The following is a 24204-nucleotide window of genomic DNA, read 5'->3' on the forward strand; positions in this document are numbered from 1 at the left end:
TCTACAGTTTTAAATCCTTGTAGGTATCGCCAATTCTTTTACCTATATCCGTAGTTTTAGGATTTACACATTTACCATTTATGAAATGATTACCTACTTTATCAATTGTATGATTGTTTCCGTTTTCGTCTTTAAATTTTTTCACCTTTTTTGTTTTTGCGTTAACTATTTAATTCTTTTAAAATTTCTACTATCACTTTAAATAAATCAATAATTAGTTTTACTTGTTGTGCTAGCTTTTTAATTCTTTTGGTTTTCATCGTAGAAAATTTTATGGATTATACCTTTATTATTTTCCTACTTATCTTTTATAGCAATTCGTATATATCTAAAGCGCTATAACACTGATTAAAAACCTTATATCAACAGTAGTTTCCTTTTTTATCAAAGTCTACTTAACTACTGTTTAATTTTTACGTTTAATTTTGATTTTTCTTTTACCCTTCGCATTTTGATTTCCTTTGTTTTTATGCTCTGATTTTTTTACATCAATCCCTTCGAATTCTAGGCATTTATAGACTGAGCCTTGCGAAATACCAAACATTTTTTGAATTGCTTTAATTGATTTAGTATCATCCTTCCACATACTTACAACTCCAGGAGCTACATCTTTTAACTTTTGAGATATTCCCTTTGGTCTACCACCTTTAATTCCTCTTTTACGTGCTGAAGCCAATCCAGACATAACACGTTCCCTGTTAATTTCTCTATCCATTTGGTTAAGAGAAGTAAATACATTGAAAATAAACTTCCCATGAGGAGAACTTGTGTCTAAGAAAGGTTCTTGAATGCTTTTAAACTCAATATTATTTGATTCAAATAATTCCATCATAGAAAGCATATGTTTTACATTTCTTGCTAGTCTACATGATTTCCAAACAATAACAGAATCTCCTTCTCTTAGTTTCATTAACATTTCTTCTAATCCTTTTCTATCTTCTTTTGCTCCAGAAGCAATATCTGTATGAATGTTTTTCAAATCAACTCCAAATAATTCCAAGGCATCTATTTGCATTTCTAAATTTTGAGATGGAGTACTAACTCTAGCGTATCCGAATTTCATAGTTATAGTATTATTTTATGTAAGTGTTTTTTTGAAGTTTGTTTTTATTTTTCTTTTTGTGGTTTTTCGGGACATCTCCCTTTATGACTATCTCTACCTTTTTTATTTGAAAAAACTGAATTACAGTAAGGGCAGGTTCTATCTGTTATTTCTTGCTCTATCTTTTCTAAGTCTTGCTTTTTTTCTGTTATTAAGCTGCTAACTTCTGTTAGCTTGGTTTCTGAATCTGTTATTTTCTGGTTAACACTATCTAATTTTTGATTTGAATCTGTTATACCTTCTTTTACTTCTGCTAAAATCTGTTTTGCATTTGCTAAATTTTGTTTTTCTCTCTTTTCGTTTTGCTTTTCTTTTACCTTGTCAACAAATACATGATTCAGCCAAAAACCTAAGTAGGTAACAAAGGCGCAAAAGATTAATAAGTTTGTTGTTACCTTCCAGTTATCCTGGTTTAAAATATCTGTGATTACACATAAAACTAAAAAGTCAAAAAATGCAATTGAGATAATTACCCAGTCTTTACTTTTTGAGATATTTATCGCAATATTTAACATAGCCCTAGAAATGAAGTAGCCAAAAAATACTGAAGCTAATAATCTTACATATACGTTAGTAAATAGGTAAGCAAATAGCGTGTAAAAAAAAGCAGCTTGCTTTAGTCCATAGAAAACTCCATAACTAATAATTGAATACGAAAGAGATTGCATCGAGGTTAAAGATTCGTGAAGCTCAACCTTAATTATTTTATTGTTTTTCATAATTGGTAAGCATTTGAATCAATTAGACTAATAGAAGATTGAATATTAAATTTTTGAAATTCATTTTCTAACAATCCTATTCGATTAATAAATATATTTCTCAATCCCCAAGCTTCATGATAATTCAATGTCATTTTCACTTTTTTATGGATATCAAATAAATTGTTATTCTTCTGAAGGGTTCTTTTTTTACTTTCGAAAGTATCGGATAAAGAAATTGCAATTGAATACTCAATCTTTTCGTCAGTATTAAGCGCATTAAAGTTTAATTTAGAAACCTTGTTTAAAAGTGCATTTATTGCAAGAACTTGATCTACACTAAAATTAAATTTCACTTTCATAATTAAACTGTTATGCTTGTTATTAATTTTCCTGTTGCATTACTGTAAAAGTTCACTTTGTTTGCCTTTCCAGCATATTCAGAATTTTGAAAACGTCTATACATTGCGTTTACAAGTTTGTTAAACGCTTTACGGTTTTTACTTAAATGGTTATACCAAACTGGATTAGATTTTCGACCACCATTTATTGCAGGCAGTTTTAAATAATGGTATTTATTTTTCAATAGAATTACCATTTTTACTTCAGAACAATTTGGGCATGTGAGTTTATTACCAGCTCCACAAATACATTTTTTCGTTATTTCCATTTTAAGCTAAGTTTTGATAGTTTTTATTAATTAAGTTTGGTAGTGATAGCAAGTATTCATGCGGTAAATTATCTTGCACATAGGTATAAAGTTGCTCGTGTGTATATTTTCCTGATTCGTACTTGTTTATTGCCCTAGTAAGTTTCTGTTGTAGTGAAATTCTTCGCTTTTCCTCTGTGTTTTTACGATTTCTAGCACTTGCTTCAACTTCTAATCGTTTCTTTTCTTGTTCTCTTTGCTCTTTGTATTTTTTATTCTTTAACCAAACTTTATGAAGTCCATAAAATCCTATTTCATTGGTTTGAGTTCTGTTTTTATCAAAGTATTTGTAAGGGAATAAAGCTTTCATTTGAGCTTTTTTAATAAACCATTTTCTAGCAAAATTTAATTTCCAACGATATTCTCTTAGCTTGTTAATTAGCGTTTCTTTGTTGACTATATTTTCAAGAAATTGTTCGTTTAAAGCATTAATTGTCTTTTTCCATTCTCCAGGATAAACAGTGTGGTTTTTCCAAATTTTCGCTGAAGATTTTATAAAGTCTTGAAGTATGATTTTTTTAAATTCCTCCCTACTTACATGGGCATACATGGCAATTTTTTGCAGATAGCTATATGGTAATCCTTTATAATCGTCAAACTCTCCATTAGCTAATTTTTGGGCTAATTCGTAATCATCCATTAACCTAGAAAGAAAATTTCGGGTTATAATCTCATATTTCCCAGACGTCTTTCTATTTCCCGCACTTGGTTTTAAAAAATTGGGAAGAATATTTTTGATTTCGGCGCGCCCTAGTGAATTTTTTTTGTTTATCCCTTTGGTGTTCTCGTAGCCGTCCGCAGGACATACGCTGTTGCTTCCGTTCCCCTCCAGCATCGAACCGGATTTATTTAGATCTGTGCTTTTTGCACAGTCTTTTCTTTCTTTTTCTTTTAAATTAGTTCTAGTAGCATCACTATTATCGTGCAAAGTTTTCGAAAAAGTAGGGGAAAAGCGTTTATTTTCAAGGGTTTGAGATTTAGGTTCTTTTCCGTCGAGAATTTCTAAAATCTGAGGATTTATATTTACTTGAACTGGCTTATTTTGGTTAATTCTAACATAATTAATCAAAATATTTGCCTCTCTAAGCCTTTTTACATGGTTTTGAGCAGTCTTTTTACAGATATCTAGTCTAGGTATATCTGCAATTTTGTGAGTAGCTAATTTCCTGTGATCTATCTTTAGTTTTGGCAATGAATTTTTAAGCGTACTCGTTGGTCTATTCATTTCCATTAAATAAGCATTACGAGTTCTTAACTGAGAAGTATAAAAACCAATTAATACATGAAAAATTAGTTCACTTTGAAACTTAATTTTTTGGATTTTCTTTTTAGGAATAAAAGCTTCTTTTGTGTTTTCTTTTTCAACAAGTTCATTGTACTGTTTTACAAACAAATAATTGTTTTCAACTTGAAAGTCTTTCTTACGCTTCTTTTGTGATTCTGATAAACTATAGTGATGGGTTACTTTTGTGTTGTTGTAATTTCTTATTTGTTCGTTTTCTTCATCAGCTTGTTTGTTGTATTTGTTTACATACTGACGATATTTATCCATTGTTGCCTTAATGGATTCACGATCTAAGTAAGGAAAGTTTATATAAGAGTAATATTTGTTTGGAGTTTGGTTTTCTAATCCTTTTTTCAGAATTAAAAAACCATGTTGGTTATTAAACTCTTCAACAGCCTTATTATATTGGGCTATAGTTACTTTTTTTCTCTGTGCGTTATCCTTAAATAATTTAATTGCATACTGGGTTAAATTATCTAATTTATTTACTCTTAAATAGTCTCTGACTAATTGGTTATAAACACCAATTTCGGACAAATTTTTTGCGTTTTCTTGCGCAAAATTTGCATTATTATTTGTATATTTGTTCATGGTTGAGTTACTGTTTTGACATTAGCTTATCCCTTTGGTAGAAAGTGGTAGAGGGTCGAAATTTCTAACCACTTTCTTTTTTTAAGATGCTTTGTTAATTCCTTCATAATTTCTTGTTTTACAGTTTTTCCCTCTTTTTATAAAAAAGGCATCCAATAGATTTTTTATTTCTTTAAATGAAAAGTTTGGAGGTTGATTTGTTTTTGTATTCTCTTTTAGATACACTTGAAATTGATTAAAAACATACTCTTCGCATGTAATTAAGCTTTTGAAGTGTTTGTTTAACACATGTTTTTCATCATGTTTAATAAAAAAAACTCTTTCAGTTTCTGAATAGAAAACTTCTACTGAAGAGTGCTTTTTTACTCTGTAGTTTTTTAATTCTTTTTGACCCATTTTATTAAATATTAAAATGATAGAATCTAATTTTAGTGAAGTTTAACTATCAAAAAAGTAACAGAACGTCCCCCGTATCTGTTACTTATTTTTGATAGCATCTAATCAAACTATAAAAAACTACTTTGCAATTTAAATTGTTAGGAAATGATCTTTAAAAAGGGGAAAATTTGTAATAGGTTTAGCAACAAACTAAAATCAAATAAAAGTACAGCTCCAGGAGCTGCACTTAAACAACTAACCAAACTTAGTAAACTATAAATAGTCAACTAAAAAATTCTTCTACCATTTATGTTAATGAACTTTAAGGAAGTAACCCACAACTTCGTTTATACAGGGTCAAATTGTAGTCATTCGGTTTTTTGTTGTGGGTTACTGTTAGATAAGTTTCACTCATCCCTTTGGTTTTTTTGTACCCGTATATGACTTGACCTCTTATATTTTATCCAGCTTTTGACAACTCGATTTTATTTTTATTTCTACTTAGCCTTTTTCTTACTTCCTTATTATGATTTTTCACTAATTCTTGAAAAAAGTAATCTTCCGTAAGTTCAAAAGGCAATGAACTTTTGTTACTCTTACGAGTTTTTATTTTATTTTCTTGGTTTGAATCAAAATTTTGTGGAGTAATAACTGATAAGAACAATTCTCTTTCGGCTTGACTTAATTTGCCGAATTCTTTCATTGCTATTTTTAAGTTATTATTTGACACCCTGTATATTTTGACCTTTTAACAAATTATGTAGACTTATTTACTATATTTGTTATATCGTTAATGCAAATATAGAGTAATACTCTAATATTTCAAAAAAAATAGAGTAAAAATCTAATTATTTTTATTTGTGAGTGTAAAAATCAGGCTAAAAGAAGTAATAAAACATCACGGATTAACTGTAAAATCCTTTGAAAAGTCTATTGATGTTTCAAATGGTTATGTAAACAGTATTACAAAAAATATAGGTTTTGATAAGTTGATTTTACTTATTGAAAAATTCCCAAATCTTAATGTAAAGTGGCTTATTTCAGGAAAAGGAGAGATGTTTTTAGAGCCAAAGGATTCTTTAGATCAATTTAGTATTGAAGAAATAATTACTTATATTTTTGATAAAAAAGAAAAATTTAGAGAGAATACCGCTTATAAGTTATTAATGGATAATGAATTTAAAGAAAAAGTACTAGAGAAACTTAAAGAAGATAAAAATAAACTTTTGGAACTTCAGTCTAAGAAAAAAGACAAAACAAACTCTTAATTTAAATTTATATCATTTTCTAATAAAAAGATATCTAATTGAATCTGTTTAATTTCATCATCTAAACGATCATTTTCTTCTTTCATTTTATCTAACTTCTTTGCAACCTCTTTTTTTGAATCTTTTTTGAAGGCTTGCTTTTGTTTTTCAGTAAGATACTGTTTTCTTTTGAAAATATTTTTTAAATACTCTAACATAATTTAATCAATTTTCAATGTTTTATTAATATCCTTTTGAAACTCATCAATAGTAGTATCAATATGTTGACCAGTATAACTTGGTTTTCCATATTTCTCTGCATACATAGCTTTAACAGCAATATTTGGATAATGAATTGTTTTAATTCTTTCAATTAATGAAAGTTGAGAAAGTATAATATCGTCTTTATATGTGTAGTTTTTCACAAGGAAATAAGTAAAGACTGAAATTAACAAAGCAGATATTAGTATAAAAATTACATAGGTATTTTTCAAAAAATCTTTTTGAGTCAATAATGTAAAGTGTATGATCCAAAATGAAGAGACTATCACTCCAGTTAAAGAAACAAAGTGAAATCTAAAATTACTTCCTTTTTGTATATCATTTCTTAAAGATTTAATACTAAAAAAAAGAAATCCTACAGATATACCAAAATAAGCTAACCAAAACCTAAAACTACTTCTTCCAAGAAAAGCCTGTTTTTTATTAAGTTCTCTCTTTGTTTTATGATATTCCTTTAGATTAGATCTTATACTTTCAAAATTGGAGTTATAACCTTTACTTAAGCTTTCAGCAATAGATTTAATACTATCGTTTTCAGGAAAAAGAGATAGTAATTTTTTTGTGTTTTTTTCAATAATGTTATAATTAATACTATCTCTTTTTTTAATTATCGCTTTATATGTTTTTTTATGGCTTTTTTGTTCGTGCGACAATTCATTCCAAAATATATGGAATAAAGACATAGTAATTAATAAAAACGTTACTATGCCTATAATTATCCCTTTAATTGTTATTTTATTCGTTCCCTGTTTCTTCTTCTTCGTCGTCATCTATTTGTCCATTATTTCCTGGTTCTGTTTTTACTGTAGACTCAAGTTCTTTGTGAGTGACATTTTGCGGTTCAATATCTTCAGATAAATCTGTACATCCTGTTAATACAATTGAAGAAATAAATACAACTAATAATACTAATACTTTTTTCATTTTTTTTTGTTTTATAATGTTATTAAAAAACAAAAATAAGCGTATTAAATTATGTATTAGACAACTATAAAAAAATAGGGTGTACTACAATTTTTTTTCTAATTTAATATATTTTTCTGAATAAAAAGTGAAAATAAATAAGATGAATTTAATTTTAATTTCTTGTGCATTTATGATAAATATTTAGAGGACTGATTATAAATCGAGTAAAAGTATATTTTTAAAAATGTTAATTTTATGGATATCCATAATATTCTAAAATAAAATTTCAATATATTATTGAATTAATCTAGAAATAGATTTTCACTCTATTTTTTATTATATGCAAATAAATAAAGTTTTTTTTATTTGTACAATACCCAATAACCCTAACTTAATTAGGGTTAACCCTTATGTGTTAAATAGGGTAGTTGGGTATTGTATTTATTAATAAAATTAATTAAATTTCGAGCGAAGTATATAATTATTATGCAATTATATAATTATAGTCAGTACATGTAAAAGTACATGTAATTGCAAATTTAATTAATTTTATAAAAATATAAAGTATTGATTATCAGTATAAGTTTTGTTTTGTTTTTTTAAACATTAAACTTAGGATCTAGTGCCGTGAGGTGTGAGAGTTCGAGTCTCTCCGCCCGTACTGAGTTTCAAAGAAAAACCTTAATTCTTACGAGTTAAGGTTTTTTGTTTTTATATGGTTTAGCTAAAAATAATACTAGTCACTATTAGCCAAATACTAGGTAAAATAATAAACCTTATCTTTAAAGCAAAGCTAAATAGGATAGTTAATAATTATGAAAATAAAACTTTTAATAGGTGGGTTCTTAATAATCTTTTTTACTGGATGTTTAAAGCAAAAAGATAATTCTAAACTTATTTTTCAAATTCAAAAGATAAATAAGATGCCTGACTATTTTAAACTTTCAGGTGATTCTATTTATTGGGAGTTAGTAAAGAGAAAAATAGATATTGTTCCAGAATTATTAGAAATAGTAGATGATCCTACTCCGACAAATGCAACAATTTTATACCAAGGAAGAGATTATATGGTTGGGGAAATTGCAGTAGATGTTATTTATGAAATTGTTAGAGATTTTCCTAAAAAGATTGATTTAATTAAAGATTGGGAAAAGTTTGATGAATCTGAGGCTTATAATAACTATTGGTATTTTATGGCTGAAAAGTCTAATAATAGAACTCAATTCAAGCAAAAATTAAAAGACTGGTATAGTTCTAATAAAAGTAAACTCATTTGGGTTCCTGATAATAAGAAGTATAGAGAATCAGAAATGAGTGAGTTAAAAAAACATCCATCTAGAGGTTATTATAAAGTTGAATAACTTTTTAATATAACTACAGTTTTAAATAATTGCCAGAGACTAACGAGAGTTAGTCTCTGACTGTATATACCAAAAGAGTATTCTCATTTAATAAATCACTACTCATTTAAATCAGTAGGTTTTACCTTATCAATAACCTCTGCGTTTACCCAATAAATGTTTGATACATTTACTGAAAAATAAATATTTCCTACCAGGAGAAAGGCTTGGGTATGTTTCGGTAAAACCAGATTTTACAGTACTTTTAAGATTAATAGGTTTTGGTCATTCTCTATTCGGTTTCTAAATTTTCAACATGAAAAAATCAACACTTATTAGGTGTTGATTTTTATTCATAATATTTAAAAGTAAATTTATTTACTTTTTGCCTTTCAATAATTTGTTAACTAACATTTCCAATCGTTCAATTTTTTTTTGTTGTTCATTTATTTTAGAATTTTGAGCTTTTAAACTTTTTTCTTGTTCAATCGTATATAGTGTTAGCTCTTCTATTTTCTGTAATAGTTTACTATCCATTTCTCCTAAAAAGAAACCATTTTTTTCTACTTCATTTGCACTTGGAATATCTTTTAAATGCCCTTTAGTTTTGATATGATTCTCTACTTCTTGGAGTGTTGGTAATTTATATTCTTTTTCAAACACAAAATCTGACCAGCCATTAGCTTCAACTTTTACTTCCCTAGCACCAATAGAACCTTCAACAGCTAGTTTATGACTACCAGTAGTTGCTGTTCCAATACCTACGCTTTCTTGTTCACCACTTACATGTAGAATTCCTACTCTCTTACCGTTATAAATAGTATAATCTCTAAACTGACTATCTCCTTTTTGATACCCCAAGTAATTTACAGCTAACCTTGCTGGTCCGTTTGTATACCATTCTTCTAAAGAATTATCTCTTAAAACAAGTCTACCCCAATTCGTTTTCAGTTCTCCTCCAACATCTAATTTAGCGCTTGGACTTGTAGTACCAATACCAACATCACCACCACTAGTTATTGTAAGTCTTTCTTTATTTGATGTTGCTAAAGCTAAATTTTGATTTTCAGTAGTCCATAAAAAAGCATGTGTATTGTTTACACCTAACCTTAAACCATGATTTTCATTTCCTCTAGTTATTTTTAACCCAATGTTAGAAGTTTGATTGGAGTTATGAAGATTTAATAAATCTTGTGGCGATGTTGTACCAATACCTACTTTTCCGTTTGATTTAATTCTAAATTTAGAAATCTTATTAAACATAAAGTCATAATTCATTTCATTTATTGTTGGCGACTCAATGTCAAATTTCATTTCATGAATATGGTTGGGCTCATCTTGTTTGAACTTAATAATTCCAACATAATCAGACACATAGAAATTTAATGCTTCTCCCGCACGTCTACCTAAAGATAATTTAGGAATTGTTTGATTATCAGTTGTTTCGTAAATGCTTACTGTTCCTATTGATGGAAAACTATTTTGAGCTTTAACACCAAAATTCATTGCTATCATAACAATAGCAGCAATTTTAATTTTTGCTTTCATAACAATTTATTTTAATAATTTTAAAGCAAAAGTACGAATTTAACTTACTGTAAAACTTAAAACAGTAGATATAAACGTACAAGTAGGCAAAGTTTTAATTAACGTCGAATCTGATTCTTTTAATCAGCCTGTTTCTTATATCAATTGTATTATTTGCTTTCATGTTTTTTGGTTCTACTTGATAATCCATTTTTTTCTTTACTCTTAATATTACACTATTTACAGTAGTTGTTAATTTTTGTTAAGTAAGGTAAACCCTTACTTTTATTACGGTTTTATTTGACTCACTGTTTTTATTTATCCATAGGTTTGAGAAATTTTAAAATTCAAATTATGTTAAAGAACATTTCAAACTTAGGAACAGCCTTAAACAAATCAGCTCAACAATCTATTAGCGGAGGATTTCAAGAACCTTTAGATTGTAGTGCAACACCAGTGTATTCTAATGGTTATTGTTATATCTGTGGTGTTGAATATCCTGCAAATAAATGCTAAAACTATTCTTAAGCGAACTTCGGTTCGCTTTTCTTTTTCTTATACGCTTCGTACTACAGATTTAATTAATTGTGTTTTCTGTTTTTAATAAAGAATTTTCTACTAGCTTTTTCTAAAAGCATAATTACAAAGAACTTTATGATTAAAACTAGCTTACTTTTAAAACAGATTCTCTATGTGCTATACCCCAATTAACCATAGCATCTAAGACAGATATGATTTTTTTACCAGATTCAGTCATTTGATATTCTATTCGAACTGGAGTTGAGTCAGAGACATTTCTTGTGATAATCCCATTTAACTCTAATTCTTTTAATTCTTTTGATAGCATTCTTGGAGTAATCTTTTCAATATTCGTTTTTATATCCTTATACCTATGATTCCCACATAGCATTGAAGCTATAATAGATAATTTCCATTTTCCGCTTAAAACATTTAGCGTATCATTAACAGCTAAAACAAATTCTTTAGGGCATTTCTTTATTCCTGATGTATTGTCTAACTTATTCATAATGTTTGTTTTATTTCTTATGGTATACAAAAGTATACTTGTATATTATAAGAAGTTACTATCTTTTATATACCAAATGTAATACTTTTGAATCGTTAATGAATAAAATATAAAATGAAAAATCAAATAACAATTTTTGGAGCTACTGGAATGGTTGGGAAAAGACTTGTCGAGCGAGCTACTAAAAGGGGATATAAAGTAAAAATTTTGGTTCGTTCAATAGAGAATTTAGGATGGTTAGACTCAGGAGTTGAAATAATAGAGGGAAATTATTTCGATCATTCAAAGCTTAAAGAAGCTATGGAAGGGTCGGTTGCTATCCTTTCAACGATAGGTCCTCCAATAAAAGTTAAATCAAAGGATGTTGATGAAACTAAATATCACAAATCATTAAAATTTATAACTGAAACCATGCCGGCAGAAGGAGTTGAAAAACTGATTAGTATTGCTGGTGCAGGAATTAAATATCCTGGTGAGAAGTTATCTTTTTCAAGAAAAATTATAAGATTGATGCTAAAAATGATGGCAAAACAATTGATTAATGTTAAAGATGGTGAATTGGAAATTCTTTACAATTCAACGATAAATTTTGTAAATATTAGACCTCCTATGGTCAAAGATATTGAAGGTGACCTTAAAGTCGATGCAAATAATGTTGTTGGAATGAAAGTTAGTTTAAACCAATTATGTGATTTTATGTTAGATAACATTGATGACAATAGTTGGAATAGACGTTTTCCAATTGTTGGAAGTTGATAAGAAATATCTAAAACATACATTTTAAAAAAGAATTTCAATACTGAAATTAGTTTCAGAATTGAAAGTGTCAGAGCCAATAGTTTTGTTGCCTAATTATAACAATAACTATTTATGACGAGATTTTTTTTAATTTTTATTATTGGAATAAGCAGTCTTTATACCAATAACCTACTAGCTCAAAAGCAACAAAAACCCCCAGTTACTAAAAAAGTGTTTTATAGTTTAGGAGCCAGTGTTGCTTTGTTTCCTGAGTACGAAGGAGCGAAAGATTACCGTGTATTACCTTTCATAAGTTTTTCTGCTAACTGGATAAATGGTCGATATATAAGAGTGTACGGACTAAATGCAGAATACAATGTGTTGGCAAATAGAAAGTGGAATTTTGGTCCCATGATTGCCTCAAAAATAAACAGAAACAACTCTGTGTCTAATACTAAAATAGCGCTGCTACCCGAAATAGACTTTGCCGTTGGAGCAGGATTGTTTGCTAAGTATAACTTTAAAAAAGTAGATATTAAAGCGAGCTATACACACGATATTACTGGAGCAAACGATGGTGGTTTGGCCAATGTAGAAGTAGGGTTTAACCATAGAAAAAAGAAGTTAATTTCAAGAGTTGCAATAAATAGCTCTTTTGCTACCTCAAACTATTTAAATACCTATTTTGGGATATCTCAAACAAGTAGTTTAGCTGCTAACTTACCAAGTTATAAACTGGAGTCTGGTTTTAAAGATGTTGGAGTGTCTTCAAATATTTTCTATTTATTGAATAAAAAATGGATGTTAGGTATGGCATTCCGTTACAATGTATTTATTTCAGATGTTGTAGATAGCCCAATTATTCAAACAGGAAACAAGCACCAATTTGTTACGGCAATATCTGCTTTATACAGATTCTAAGACAAACCTATGGATTAAAAAGCTTTTGAATAGTATACTATTCAAAGGTTTTTTCAAGTAATATATAAAATATCCTTTGCTAGTTATCATTAGTTAGATACTAGTGGGAATGGGAGATATTTTAAAGTTTAACTTTTTTAATATCATCTTCAAATTCACTCATAAACCATTCAAGTGTTTTATTCTTTTTTCCAAGTTCCCTTGTTAAAAAATTTTTTAGCCCTCCTATATCTATTTTCGTCGAGTTTAGCCGTTTTGAAATAGCTTCCCATTCTTTTCGCTTCCAATAAAATTCTAGTTCTTTTGGATAATCTTCCGGTATTTGTTTTAAGTTCTCTATCAAATTCTTCTCTAACTGATTCTTCAATATTGTTTTCTTCTCTTTCAATTCCTTTGATTTTTGATTCAATAGAATAGATTTCTCTTCTAAATTTGTCATGTATTTCTTTCTCAATTCTATTTCTTCTTTCTCCAATTCTCTCAATTTGTTTTTTTTCAATGTCTTTAGAAAACTTAAAATCTGCTCCTGTCTTTCTTGGTAAATCATCGTATAATATTCCAAGTGATTGGATATTGCTGTTAGTAAAAGCCAATTCTCTATTAATGGAGGTTCGTATTTTTTTCTCAAGATTTTCGATTTCTCTTCTTTCTCTTTCAATAGGTTCTGTATACTCTGATTGTACTTTTTGTCTAATCTCAGTTTCAAAGACAGAGAGTTGGTATTCAATTTGTTTAATTTCTTTTTCTTCTCTTGTGATATTCTCAGCAATTTTTCTTGTAAATTCATTGTTGATTGTTGCTGCTTCAATATCTCTTTCAAGTGCTTTTCTTTTTCTAATATATCTTGTTTCCAAATCTCTGTATTTTCTATCCTCAAATTCCTTTTGTTCTGAATTTCTTTCAAGTGCTTCTTTTCGATTTGATTCTTCCAATTCTTCCAATCTTTGTTTTGCTCTTTCTGAATTTCTCTCAACCTTTTGTATTTGTTGGTTAAGTTCGTGTTCAATTCTTCTGTATTGTTCCGAAGATAAACTTCTTTCAATGCTACGTATGAGCTGATTAATTTCTGCTTGTCTGCATTTGAAATCTTCTTCAAAAATGATTCTTTCGTTATCATTAACTTGTGAAAACTCTTTTGTATTTCCTCTGGGAACTGGAATGTATTCTGTGTTGGCTTCTCTTTCATTATATACCCATTTGTAAGTTCGTGATGATTTTAACGCTTTTTCTATATCTTCTTCTGATTTTTTTGGAATGTTAATTCGAAGTGTGTCAATACCTATCCTTGATAGTTTTAAATATTTTTCCTGACTAATTTTGTTTGTAACTATAAATTCGATGAATAGTATAGGTTTGTCCTCTTTGTTAAAGAATGTAATATCAGGTCTAATTAACAAGTTTTTTTCTAATACTTTAGGGCTTTTTCCCCATCTAATTACTCCATTTTCATCTTCGTAAAAAGTTAGTTCTGCTTTTGTATACGAAGCTTCTATTCTTTTTTTTCGTTCTATTTTCATAGGGAGTAAATCTAGCTCTGAGTTTAAAGGAAACTTATATATAGCTGGAGCATTAACATATTTCAACCTATTTAAAATAGCTTTTGCTATTTTCTCTCGATACTCTTTATTAGCTCTGATACATTTTGGTTTCTCTTTTATAGATTTAGGTACATGATGCCTGAAAAAAGATAATCTGCTTGGAATTTTTTTTTGAATGACGGCTTGCATTTTAGAATGACAACCTAAACATCTATAATCATTTAATCCACTATCTGCATTTGATATATGAATTGCTTTTTGAAGACTTTCTGAATAAGCCCAATCACTACTGTAGTCTTCTTTTTTTTCTTCTTCCATATAACAACTTTTCTTTTGGTAATAAATTTAAAAATAATAACGAATCTTTCAAAAGCAATAGTTGTTAATGTATATGGTAAAACCGTATTGAAATGTATGAATGTATAACAGAAAGTTCAAGGAAGGTTTATTATTAATAACTATTTTTAAGGGATAATTAAACTATCTAAAAAAGATTTAATAACCAAGACGGTCAAACGTTTGTTTTAGATAGTTTATATAAATAATCAAAGGCTAGAGAGAAGAAGTTGGTTCACATACCTTAGATTCTTGATACTCGTCTATTAAATTAATAATTACTTCAAACTCACCTAAGAAAAACTCCACGGATTCCGAAGTATTAAATGTTTTTATTTCTTCTGGTGAATTCATCCATTTATTAAATCTACTTGGGTAGTCCCACCATTGAGTTTTATTAGGCCTTCCATTTATTTTATCTTTTATAAAGTCATGAAAGTTACTTTTTTCAGATTCATTTTCAATAAAAGCAGATAAGTATAGTCTATCTTTATCATGATCTCTTAATGAGCAACGTTTACCATCAGTCCAAGAGCTTTTACTAAAATGAATGTTAATTTTATCTCCTTCAATTTCATTAAGTATATTAATATTTTCATGACCGTACTTCTCTTTTAATCGATCAATGAAATTTATAGAAAAATTTTCAGCAATTTTTTCAAGAATCTTAGGGAAAGCTTTATATGCTTCATAAGCACTTTCAATATTCTCAGGAGAACTTAAAGCGTATTCAACAATTTCATTTGTGTTTTGTGTATCCATAGTAGAAAAATATTTTTGTATTTCTGATTTAAAGTCTTTTAGGAAAAAGCGAATCTTTTCAGATTGAGAGGATTTAATGCATTCCTCTAACCATTCAATTATGTAGCTAGAGTAATTAATATGAAAATATATATATTCATTTTTCAATTGATTTTTTTCTTTAGAAGACATGCTATTTTCGTTTGCATCATTTTCAGAAATATAAATCAAAAGGTAATTTTTGTATTTAGTTTTTAAATGGTCTGAGTAGTCTTTCAATTGATTATCACTATCACTAGTCCAAGGTTTGTTTTCAATGCCTATAGCAAATTCATTATCCCAAGAAATTACAATATCTATTCTTTTTTTATTGTTTTTGATTTTATCGGTTCTAACTTCTCGTTCTATTTTAGGAAAGTTAGAAGGAGTTTGATTTTTTAAGGGGAGTTTAGATATAAACGATTTTAAAAAAGCTTCTTTTTGACCATGAGCACCGTTGGGGTTTAACAAGTCAGCAAAAATATCTGACATTATATTCTCATTCATCCAGATGTATTTAAAAGGACTAAATTTTCTAGAGAGTAATAAATCAAATTCACTTTGACTATGTTTCAAAATAGATGTTCGAAAAGCTATTGATTTTAAATATTCAATGTTTTTTTTCAATTAAATTTTATTTAGGTATTAAATTTTAATGTTCCCGAAAGTAGAATAAAAAAAGCGCATAGATTTACGGAAAACCATACTATAAGTAAGGGCTTTCCATAATTATATAATTTTATTTTATCAGCGAAGCTCGCTGAAGGTTTCGCAGAGTTTCAAAAGTATCAGCGAAGTTCGCTGATGGTTCTGCAAAGTTTTTATTGTTAAACAAAAACTATATCCCCTCCAATTTCAATCTATAGGCTTCAATATTCTTATCCTCATTTTGTATAGCGGTTTCAAAAGCCCTTGTATAAAATACCTTGGCTTTCGTTTTGTTGCCTTGTTGTATATAGGCATCGCCCAAACTTCGTAACAGAATTGCCGATTTTTTAAACTTACCGAGTCCAACGCTTAAAACTTCTATAGCCTTATTCGTTTTTTGGTGTTGTAAATAAAACTGAGCGTACCTGTTAAACCACAAATCCCTAGTTTTGGTTTGGTAGTAGTTACCAAACTCTTTCATAAACAAAGCAAAAGCAGGATAATTGTTTTCTTTCATGGCTTGCAATAACAAAAAGTGTTTGGTGCTTTTATGAATCTCTTTAGAGGTATTGTATTTATCGCCTCTTTTGGCATAATGCGCTTTGAGTTGAGCCAATCCACCATATTGGTTAAAATCGTTTAAAGTGTTAAAGCGTAGGTAAGGATAATCGCTAAAGTAAAGATTTAAACCTTTATGCAGGGTTAAGGTTGGGGTAGAGTGATGGTTTTCGCTTGGTAAGGAATCGAATTTCCAAGAGGTTTTAGGTAAAACAGTGCTACTTAACAGGCTTTTAAACTGATTAACGGATTCCGTTGCCCAATGTTCAGCAGGGCTTAAAGAAACATAGATAAACTCGGTAGTATTGCCCTGTGTAACTAACTTTTTTCTCAAAGAGCTTAGTCTGTTTTCGGTAAAATGGGTGGGGCTAGCAATAAAGTAAGCAGTAAAAATGTTTTCGGGTTGTGCAAGGAGTTCAAGTGCCAAACCTCCTGCCATTTCCCAGCCAAAGTAGAAATGTTTGGGAGTAGCATTGTAATTTTTTTCTACAAACGGGATCAATTCATCCGTTAAAAACTGTAAAAACATTTGAGCGTCTGGATATAACAATTTTCTTCGTTGTCTCTGTTGAGTATGTATACCCACCACAATAAATGATGGTGTTTTGTCTTGCCACTGTAACGTGTTCTGGTACAGTACGCCATTTAAAAAATACCGTTGTCCGTCTACAATATACAGTACTGGATAAGCAGTTTTTTTATAATCAGCAGGCAGGTATATCGAAATTTCTCGATCTTGGTTTAAAACCTTCGAAGAAATCACTTGTTTTTTACCTACCACATTAGGAGTAGCCTCTTGGGCAGTTAGCGAATAAAAAACAGTTTGAAATAGTAGGAAACAAAGAACAATTTTAAGCTTCATCGATATATAGTTAAGTATGCAAGGCTTAACAATAGTACAATAATTTTTAATTGTTCTTTGTTAATAATGAGCTAAATAACGCGTTTACTCTTTGGTGTATTTGCCCTTAAAATCACCTTGAACAAAGCTTAGCTCACTTCCATCTGCAGAAAATATAAACGAAATAGACTCCGCATACATTTGTTCCATAACAAATCGGTTATTGCCTTTGTATACAAGCGGAGATTTAAATTCACCTTTTATAATATGAACCAAAGTAGTGTGGTCTCTTACAAACACTGCTTTGTCCGTTGCATCTTTTTCGTATACATAAGTCCCTGCAAATTTTTCAAGCTCAGTTTCCGAAATCTCAACAGCAGTATCTTTAAAATAACGTTTTAAAATGTCTAAAAATAAATCGTTAATATCAATGCTAGATCCATTGGTAATTGCAGTAAGCGTTACTTGTTCTTTCGGAAAATAAATAGCGGTAGATCTAAACTCGTCTACACGTCCACGATGTCCAAGTCCATGCCTATCGGTTATTTTATATCGGAAGAGCCCCATTCCATAATTGTCTTCAACGGTTTTCATAAGGGCTATACTTTTATCAGAAAGTAATTTGCCTGTAAATAAGGCAGTCATAAATTGGTTTACCTCTTTAGCGGTAGAAACTATAGAAGCACTTCCTAGGGTAATAGATAAGTCGGTTTCAGGAAACTTTGTTTTCCCTTCCGCAAAAGAATACGAATGAGCTTCGTTTTTACTACTGTCTATTTTTTTTCGCTCATAAGTATTTTTTAAACCTAAAGGCGTACATATTTTTTCTTGTAAAAGTTCGTTGTAGGTTTTTTTGTACACCTTTTCAAGAATATAGGCTAATAAAAAGTAGTTAGAGTTGCTATAGTCGCCTTTGGAGTTGGGTTCAAAATCACTGTCGTAAGTAGCAATCAGGGCTAACATTTCTTTGGGCGATTTATATTCCGTTCTATATTCAAAAAAGCTTTTGTCTTTTGTAAAGTTATGTATACCACTTCTGTGCTGCAATAAATGAGCAATGGTAATTTTTGAAGCGTTTTTAATGCTAGGGGTGTATTTGTTTATGGTTTCATCTAAAGCAATTTTACCTTCTTCAACAGCTTTCAATACCAATGCGGCTGTATATGTTTTTGAAATAGAACCAATACGATATTTGGTGTTTTCATTGGCTTTAGTATTTGCTTCTATGTTGCTAAACCCAATAGTTTTTGAATAGATAGTTTTACCTTTTTCAGATAAGGCTATGCTTCCCATAAAAGTTCCGTTTTTCTCATAGCTACGTAGAAGGCTGTCTATTTCTGAAATCGGATTTACGGTTTGTGATTCTTTTTTTAAGGATGCTTTTTGCTCATTTTTTTTACACGATAAGCAGATAAGAAATGCGAAAACAAGGAGAGTAGCTTTGTTCATTTTTTACAATTTTAGGTTAGTTATAGGGATTTTCACCTTACGACGATTAAAGTGGTCAAAATGTTACACTTGCGTTGCAAACAAATGTTGAGTAGAGGATAAATAGCTACCAATTTTCTGTTTTATTGGTTGCGATTGAAGCTTATTATAATTTTTTGGCACGATTTTCTATTAGGTATAGCCAATTATTATGTGCTACATTTTATTGATGAAATTTTCAGTATAGTGTAGCAGATTTTTTGTGAAATGTTTTGTAACTTAATGGAGAACAGTGTTTTATTTAATATGGAGATAACATATTCATTACAATCAACCATAAATATTGTATTATTAATATTAGGCGTATCGTTTGGAATACTGCTAATTGCTTTACATAGAAAGGAACAGCGAAATTCGTTTTTCTTAGGTGTTTTTATGATTCTTTTTGGTTTGGGGGCTATCAACGAAATAGTTATAGAGCTAAATCTTATAAAGTATTATCCAAAATTAGAATACCTACCGTTTGATTTTTTGTGGTTGTTGTTTCCCGTATTTTATTTGTATGTGCAAGACATTTCCATTGTACCTGAGAAGAAAAAATACAATGTATTAATACCGGGAATTGTAGCATTTCTCTTTTTTACAGGTTTATTGTTCTTCGATTTGTCTTTCATCGTTCAAGTATTTGATTCATCTATATTCGGATTGATATATTACTTTGGAGGAATTATTTATAGTATTGTAATCATGGTAAGAACTTTTAAACTCATAACTGTTCACACCAAGAAAATTAAAAATCAATATTCAACTACAGAATATAAAGGGATTATTTGGATTAAATATTTCTCACTTACCATACTCCTTTATTTTATGTCGTCGTTTGTAGCGTTAATAGTAGTGGTTATTTTTCAAGAGTCGGCAATTAGTTTATTAGATACGGCATTCCTTATCATTAATATGTGTCTTATTTTTTGGGCATCGTTTAAAGGAATTATGCAGCACGAAGTAAAATTGTTAATTCCAGAAGAAACCAATATCAATACTTCAGAATCGTGTACTGAAAAAGAAACAGCAAAAGAATTGCCTCAAGAAAATAATGTGGAGACCAAAGAAATAATTGATAAACTGCATGCAACGGTTGAAGAGTTTGAACTTTTCAAACATGTCGATTTAACCATTATTGATGTTGCTGAAAAAATTGGTGTGCACCCAAGAAAATTATCAGCTACAATCAATGCGAATTTAGGATCTAATTTTAATCAGTTTATTAATAACTACCGAGTAGAATATGCCAAGAAATTATTGAAAAATAACTTGGAGAATAATTTTACCATTGAAGCCATAGCACACGAATCTGGATTTAAAAGTAGAACGTCGTTTTATACAGCATTTAAAAACAGTACTCAGATGACTCCTATAAAATACAAGGAGTCCCGATTTACGTAATTTTGTACAGAATTCTAAAATCAGGACAACTTTACCCTTGTTTTTACTGGGAATTCTAAAAATTCAACTCAACTTTGCATCAAGTTTTCAAGCAACCTTTGATAGAGGGGAAGTTTGAAAAAGGGGGATTTTAAGAAAATTGAATAGATAATAATATTTAATGGACTTGATATGGCACTCTACAAAATAGCTGTGTTTCATCTTGGAGTAGAGTGTCTTTATTTTGAAAATAATATGAAGACTTTATAGTTTGTTAAAGTTGATTAGAAGATAAATAAGTTACCTTTGTTAACTCGTTATCTGAATACAAAAAGTAACTGTATGTAAATGCAGTTGCTTGCTTTATTTCTAACATTAAGGAAGAAATTGGGGAATAAAGTAAACAACCTACGGAAAACTCCGTATACCTTAATCACATAAATGTGGTTGGTATACGGAGTTTTTTTATGTTACAAATAGAAAAGAATATGATTAGTAAAATAAATTTAAACAAGAATAAAATGAAAAGAAACTTACTGGCATTAGTAGCCTTTTTAGTAGTAGGAAATGTTTTAGCCCAAGACATTTCGAAGACTATTTTAGGAAAATGGAAATTAAAAACTTTAGAAGTAGACGGTTCTAAATTAACACCACAAGATGCTTTTCAAACATCTGAAGTATTTCAGGTTTATACAGCAAAAGGAGTTTTTACAGGAGTAATTGGTACGGAACAAAAAAAGGGAAACTGGAAAGCGTCTAAAAACCAAAAAGAAATTAGCATAACAACAGACGGGAAGAAGAGCGTATTTAAAGTGTTATCTTTTAAAAGTAATAAAATGACACTGAAAACAAAAATAGATGGACAGTTGATTACGTTGCATTACAAAAGAGTAAAAGAAGGAGCAGAAAATAAAGTGTCTGACATGGCAATTTTAGATGCCAACAGAGATGGAGTTATCAATCCATACGAAGCTTTAGACGTACTGTTGTTAATGCAAAAAGAAAAAGGTAAAATAGCTACAGACGATATTGCAGAGATTGTAGCTAGCTATCATACAGAACAACAAAAAGAAAGCGACGATATTTTTAAGGATGTTGATAAAAACAAGAACAACATTATAGAAATGAATGAAGCTCCAGAAGAAATGGTACAGTTTTTACAAATGATGGATACAGATGGAAGTAGATCGGTAAGTAAAGAAGAAATGAATAATTTTAACTTTGAAAAAGCCATCTTTCCAGGAGAAGCAGCATTGAAACAACAAGCAAAAGAAATTTTACAACAATTCTCTGGAGGAAAAGCTTATGTAGTAATTAAGGATGCACCAGCAGAAGTACAAGGTGAAGTTGTAGCTTGGGATAGCAATGAAGATGGAAAGTTAAATGAAAACGAAATCTTTAAAGGATTAGAGTCAGGAGCGTCTACAGCTAAGTTTGAAGTAAAAGGAGATGTAGCTTATATGAATGGAACAATAAGTAGTAGTACACCAGCGGCTGTTTTAGAATTAATTTTCCAACATCCAGAAGTAAAAACAATAGAAATGTTAAGTGTACCAGGTTCTATTGATGATGTAGCTAATTTGCGTGCAAGTTTATATGTACATAAATTTGGATTAAACACTAGATTAAATTCTAAAAGCATGATTGCATCAGGTGGAACAGATTTCTTTTTAGCTGGTAAAAAGAGAACCATAGCAAAAGGAGCTAAAATTGGAGTACATTCGTGGGGTGGTGGAGCTACTGCTGCTACTGATTTACCTAAGAGCGATGAAGCACACAAAAAATATTTAGACTATTACACAAAAATTAATATTCCAACAGAGTTCTATTGGTACACACTTAAGGCAGCGCCAGCAAGTAGTATTCACAATATGACCGAGGAAGAAATTAAGAAATATAAAGTTAGAAACAACTAATAAACAATGAGACACAAATTTTATTTAGAAACTCCAATATATCAATCACATAAGCTTTTTAATGAGCAGCATAAGAATGTCTTTTATAAGATGGATTGTTATCAGCCAACCAATTCTTTTAAAATTAGAGGAATGGAAGAATTATGCAGGCATCATATTGGAGAAGGAAAAACAAAATTTGTGTCTTCTTCAGGAGGAAACGCGGGTTATTCATTAGCCTATGTTGGAAAACAGTTAGGAGTAAGTGTAAAAGTAGTAGTACCTAGTACAACCACTAAATTTATGATTGATAAAATCAAAGATTTAGAAGCTAAAGTTGAGGTGCATGGCAATGTTTGGGACGAAGCACATCAGTATGCTTTGAAGTCAGCAGCGCAAGAAGATGCGGTATATGTATCGCCTTTCGACGATCCGTTGTTATGGAAAGGACACGCTAGTATTATAGATGAGTGTGCCCAACAAATGGAACAACCCGATACGGTTATTGTTTCAGTAGGTGGTGGTGGATTGTTGTGCGGAGTATTAGAAGGCATGAAAAAAAACGGATGGACCAATACACAAGTTATTACTACAGAAACCATAGGAGCAGCATCTTTTTATGAAAGTTATCAGGCAAATAAAATTGTAGAGCTAGAAGAAATTAAAACCATAGCCACAAGTTTAGGAGCTAAAAAAATAACAACCAAAGCCTTAGAGTTAGCTAAAGAATTTACAATAAAACCAGTAAAAGTATCAGATGCAACAGCGCTCAAAGCTTCTTTCGATTTTTTAAATGAAAAAAGCGTATTGGTAGAACCTGCTTGTGGAGCTGCGATATCTGTTCCGTATTTCCACCCTGAATTATTAATTGAAAGTAATAACATTTTAGTTATTGTGTGTGGAGGAGCCAACACAGAATTCAATTATTTATATCAACACTTTAAATAAGATTAATAGAATATGCTACCAGTATTATTAGTAATGACACTAGGTATTGTTTTAGGATATGTGTTTAGAAATCAATCAAAAATCATCCGATTTTCAGAAAAAGCAACCAGTATGGTAATTTACTTGTTGCTATTCTTACTGGGAATAGGAGTTGGGTTGAATAAAACCATTGTGTCTAATATGGGAAGTATAGGGTTACAAGCGCTCCTTATTACTTTAGGAGCAATGTTTGGAAGTTTGCTATTGGCATATTTCACGTATAAATTATTTTTTGTCGCTAAAAATGAAAAATAGTCTTACCATTCTTTTAATGTTTGTAATAGGATTATTGCTAGCATTGTATAAATTCTTACCCGATTTTTTAATCAATAACGACTTTACGCTATATACCTTATATGCATTAATGTTTTTTGTAGGAATCGGGATTGGTTCAGATACCAAAGCCTTTAAAGTTATACGAGAAACAAAAATTAAAATCATATTAGTGCCACTTTGTGTTATAGTAGGTTCTTTATTAGGGACTGCAATTATTTCTTTCTTTATTGAAGATATAAACATGGTAGAAGCAATGGCGGTAGGTGCTGGATTTGGATACTATAGTTTATCGTCCATTTTTATTACTGAAATAAGTGGAGAAACCTTAGGGGTAATAGCCTTACTTTCTAATATTTCCAGAGAAATCATAACACTTTTAGCCGCAGCATTTTTTGTAAAGTATTTTGGAAAGCTTGGAGCTATCACAGCTGGTGGAGCAACTTCTATGGATACTTGTTTGCCTATTATTTCTGAAACAACAGGTAAAGAGTGGGCAATTATAGCGGTGTTTAGTGGTGTAATACTTACGATTATAGTACCGTTTTTGGTACCTTTTATATTAACTTTTGTATAAAGAAAAAGGATGTTTCTTTATACTATAGTTCTGCTGATTTTTATCAGGTTAGTATAAAAAGTAGATGAGAATAATAGAGGAGATTACATAGTATTGTTGTTAAAAAAGGTTTGTAGTTATGTATAATACTATTTACCCTCTAGTTTTCATTTATCTTGTTTTAAGTT

General features: G+C 29.8%; 27 protein-coding genes. 10 read left to right on the forward strand and 17 right to left on the reverse strand.

The window, feature by feature from the left end; translation table 11 throughout:
- Position 1 precedes the first annotated feature (1 nt).
- The 8 genes from Q0958_RS14265 to Q0958_RS14300 all read right to left on the reverse strand — a co-directional run bounded on the left by Q0958_RS14265 (position 2) and on the right by Q0958_RS14300 (position 5493).
- The gene (locus Q0958_RS14265; RefSeq protein WP_299124230.1) at positions 2-145 is read right to left on the reverse strand and encodes a hypothetical protein; all 144 of its coding nucleotides are present in this window, start codon (positions 143-145) and stop codon (positions 2-4) included.
- Between the two features lie 261 nt (positions 146-406).
- Positions 407-1063 carry a recombinase family protein gene (locus Q0958_RS14270; RefSeq protein ID WP_272151423.1) on the reverse strand — a complete coding sequence of 219 codons (657 nt, stop codon included), beginning with the start codon at positions 1061-1063 and terminating at the stop codon, positions 407-409.
- Positions 1064-1107: 44 nt separating this feature from the next.
- On the reverse strand, positions 1108-1821 hold the full coding sequence (locus Q0958_RS14275) for a hypothetical protein (protein WP_299124233.1): 714 nt from the start codon (positions 1819-1821) through the stop codon (positions 1108-1110).
- Positions 1818-2162 (reverse strand): hypothetical protein, encoded by a 345-nt coding sequence (locus tag Q0958_RS14280; protein WP_299124235.1) that lies wholly within the window; start codon positions 2160-2162, stop codon positions 1818-1820. Before Q0958_RS14280 ends, Q0958_RS14275 begins: the two co-directional genes overlap by 4 nt.
- A gap of 2 nt (positions 2163-2164) precedes the next feature.
- Positions 2165-2470, reverse strand: a complete 306-nt coding sequence (locus tag Q0958_RS14285) for a hypothetical protein (protein ID WP_299124236.1) — start codon at positions 2468-2470, stop codon at positions 2165-2167.
- Position 2471: 1 nt separating this feature from the next.
- Complete coding sequence (locus Q0958_RS14290) at positions 2472-4385, reverse strand: hypothetical protein (RefSeq protein ID WP_299124238.1); 1914 nt, start codon at positions 4383-4385, stop codon at positions 2472-2474.
- Between the two features lie 81 nt (positions 4386-4466).
- Positions 4467-4781: a hypothetical protein gene (locus tag Q0958_RS14295; RefSeq protein ID WP_299124240.1), complete on the reverse strand. Its 315-nt coding sequence runs from the start codon at positions 4779-4781 to the stop codon at positions 4467-4469.
- A 442-nt stretch (positions 4782-5223) separates the two neighbouring features.
- A complete protein-coding gene (locus Q0958_RS14300) occupies positions 5224-5493 on the reverse strand; it encodes a hypothetical protein (protein WP_299124242.1) in 270 nt (89 codons plus the stop codon).
- A gap of 130 nt (positions 5494-5623) precedes the next feature.
- Between Q0958_RS14300 and Q0958_RS14305 the strand changes: the two genes are divergently transcribed.
- Complete coding sequence (locus Q0958_RS14305; RefSeq protein ID WP_272151102.1) at positions 5624-6031, forward strand: hypothetical protein; 408 nt, start codon at positions 5624-5626, stop codon at positions 6029-6031.
- On the opposite strand, the gene Q0958_RS14310 is transcribed toward Q0958_RS14305, so the two are convergent.
- The 3 genes from Q0958_RS14310 to Q0958_RS14320 are packed head-to-tail and all read right to left on the reverse strand — an operon-like array spanning position 6028 to position 7216.
- The gene (locus Q0958_RS14310) at positions 6028-6228 is read right to left on the reverse strand and encodes a hypothetical protein (protein WP_299124244.1); all 201 of its coding nucleotides are present in this window, start codon (positions 6226-6228) and stop codon (positions 6028-6030) included. The two genes, Q0958_RS14305 and Q0958_RS14310, sit on opposite strands and share 4 nt — an antisense overlap.
- A 3-nt stretch (positions 6229-6231) precedes the next feature.
- Complete coding sequence (locus Q0958_RS14315; protein WP_299124246.1) at positions 6232-7062, reverse strand: hypothetical protein; 831 nt, start codon at positions 7060-7062, stop codon at positions 6232-6234.
- Positions 7028-7216, reverse strand: a complete 189-nt coding sequence (locus Q0958_RS14320) for a hypothetical protein (protein ID WP_299124248.1) — start codon at positions 7214-7216, stop codon at positions 7028-7030. Before Q0958_RS14320 ends, Q0958_RS14315 begins: the two co-directional genes overlap by 35 nt.
- Before the next feature lie 905 nt (positions 7217-8121).
- Between Q0958_RS14320 and Q0958_RS14325 the strand changes: the two genes are divergently transcribed.
- Positions 8122-8559: a hypothetical protein gene (locus tag Q0958_RS14325; RefSeq protein WP_299124249.1), complete on the forward strand. Its 438-nt coding sequence runs from the start codon at positions 8122-8124 to the stop codon at positions 8557-8559.
- A 357-nt stretch (positions 8560-8916) separates the two neighbouring features.
- On the opposite strand, the gene Q0958_RS14330 is transcribed toward Q0958_RS14325, so the two are convergent.
- Positions 8917-10086, reverse strand: a complete 1170-nt coding sequence (locus Q0958_RS14330) for a hypothetical protein (protein ID WP_299124251.1) — start codon at positions 10084-10086, stop codon at positions 8917-8919.
- Between the two features lie 333 nt (positions 10087-10419).
- Here Q0958_RS14330 and Q0958_RS14335 point away from each other — a divergent pair, with 333 nt between their 5' ends.
- The gene (locus Q0958_RS14335; protein WP_299124253.1) at positions 10420-10581 is read left to right on the forward strand and encodes a hypothetical protein; all 162 of its coding nucleotides are present in this window, start codon (positions 10420-10422) and stop codon (positions 10579-10581) included.
- Between the two features lie 148 nt (positions 10582-10729).
- On the opposite strand, the gene Q0958_RS14340 is transcribed toward Q0958_RS14335, so the two are convergent.
- Positions 10730-11092: a helix-turn-helix domain-containing protein gene (locus tag Q0958_RS14340; protein WP_299124255.1), complete on the reverse strand. Its 363-nt coding sequence runs from the start codon at positions 11090-11092 to the stop codon at positions 10730-10732.
- Between the two features lie 114 nt (positions 11093-11206).
- On the opposite strand from Q0958_RS14340, the gene Q0958_RS14345 reads away from it, so the two are divergent.
- Together Q0958_RS14345 and Q0958_RS14350 are read left to right on the forward strand one after the other, a co-directional pair.
- Positions 11207-11848, forward strand: coding sequence for an NAD(P)H-binding protein (locus tag Q0958_RS14345; RefSeq protein ID WP_299124257.1), 642 nt, complete (start codon positions 11207-11209; stop codon positions 11846-11848).
- Between the two features lie 114 nt (positions 11849-11962).
- Positions 11963-12751, forward strand: a complete 789-nt coding sequence (locus Q0958_RS14350) for a MipA/OmpV family protein (protein WP_299124259.1) — start codon at positions 11963-11965, stop codon at positions 12749-12751.
- A 179-nt stretch (positions 12752-12930) separates the two neighbouring features.
- Here Q0958_RS14350 and Q0958_RS14355 read toward each other — a convergent pair whose 3' ends face one another.
- The 4 genes from Q0958_RS14355 to Q0958_RS14370 all read right to left on the reverse strand — a co-directional run bounded on the left by Q0958_RS14355 (position 12931) and on the right by Q0958_RS14370 (position 18901).
- Entirely contained in the window at positions 12931-14607 is a 1677-nt protein-coding gene (locus tag Q0958_RS14355) for a hypothetical protein (protein ID WP_299124261.1), read from the reverse strand.
- Positions 14608-14841: 234 nt separating this feature from the next.
- Entirely contained in the window at positions 14842-16032 is a 1191-nt protein-coding gene (locus tag Q0958_RS14360; RefSeq protein ID WP_299124262.1) for a PD-(D/E)XK nuclease family protein, read from the reverse strand.
- A 211-nt stretch (positions 16033-16243) separates the two neighbouring features.
- The gene (locus Q0958_RS14365) at positions 16244-17473 is read right to left on the reverse strand and encodes an alpha/beta hydrolase-fold protein (RefSeq protein WP_299124264.1); all 1230 of its coding nucleotides are present in this window, start codon (positions 17471-17473) and stop codon (positions 16244-16246) included.
- Between the two features lie 84 nt (positions 17474-17557).
- On the reverse strand, positions 17558-18901 hold the full coding sequence (locus Q0958_RS14370; RefSeq protein WP_299124266.1) for a serine hydrolase domain-containing protein: 1344 nt from the start codon (positions 18899-18901) through the stop codon (positions 17558-17560).
- A 285-nt stretch (positions 18902-19186) separates the two neighbouring features.
- On the opposite strand from Q0958_RS14370, the gene Q0958_RS14375 reads away from it, so the two are divergent.
- From Q0958_RS14375 to Q0958_RS14395, 5 genes are all read left to right on the forward strand, one after another.
- Complete coding sequence (locus tag Q0958_RS14375) at positions 19187-20326, forward strand: helix-turn-helix transcriptional regulator (protein WP_299124268.1); 1140 nt, start codon at positions 19187-19189, stop codon at positions 20324-20326.
- Positions 20327-20826: 500 nt separating this feature from the next.
- Positions 20827-22221 carry a hypothetical protein gene (locus tag Q0958_RS14380; RefSeq protein WP_299124269.1) on the forward strand — a complete coding sequence of 465 codons (1395 nt, stop codon included), beginning with the start codon at positions 20827-20829 and terminating at the stop codon, positions 22219-22221.
- A 6-nt stretch (positions 22222-22227) separates the two neighbouring features.
- The gene (locus tag Q0958_RS14385) at positions 22228-23148 is read left to right on the forward strand and encodes a pyridoxal-phosphate dependent enzyme (RefSeq protein ID WP_299124271.1); all 921 of its coding nucleotides are present in this window, start codon (positions 22228-22230) and stop codon (positions 23146-23148) included.
- 12 nt (positions 23149-23160) lie between these two features.
- Positions 23161-23442 carry a LysO family transporter gene (locus tag Q0958_RS14390; protein ID WP_299124272.1) on the forward strand — a complete coding sequence of 94 codons (282 nt, stop codon included), beginning with the start codon at positions 23161-23163 and terminating at the stop codon, positions 23440-23442.
- A complete protein-coding gene (locus Q0958_RS14395) occupies positions 23432-24037 on the forward strand; it encodes a lysine exporter LysO family protein (protein WP_299124274.1) in 606 nt (201 codons plus the stop codon). The genes Q0958_RS14390 and Q0958_RS14395 overlap by 11 nt, the downstream gene beginning before the upstream one ends.
- Positions 24038-24204: the final 167 nt, after the last annotated feature.

It is taken from the genome of uncultured Tenacibaculum sp., from assembly GCF_947499065.1.
Lineage (GTDB): Bacteria > Bacteroidota > Bacteroidia > Flavobacteriales > Flavobacteriaceae > Polaribacter.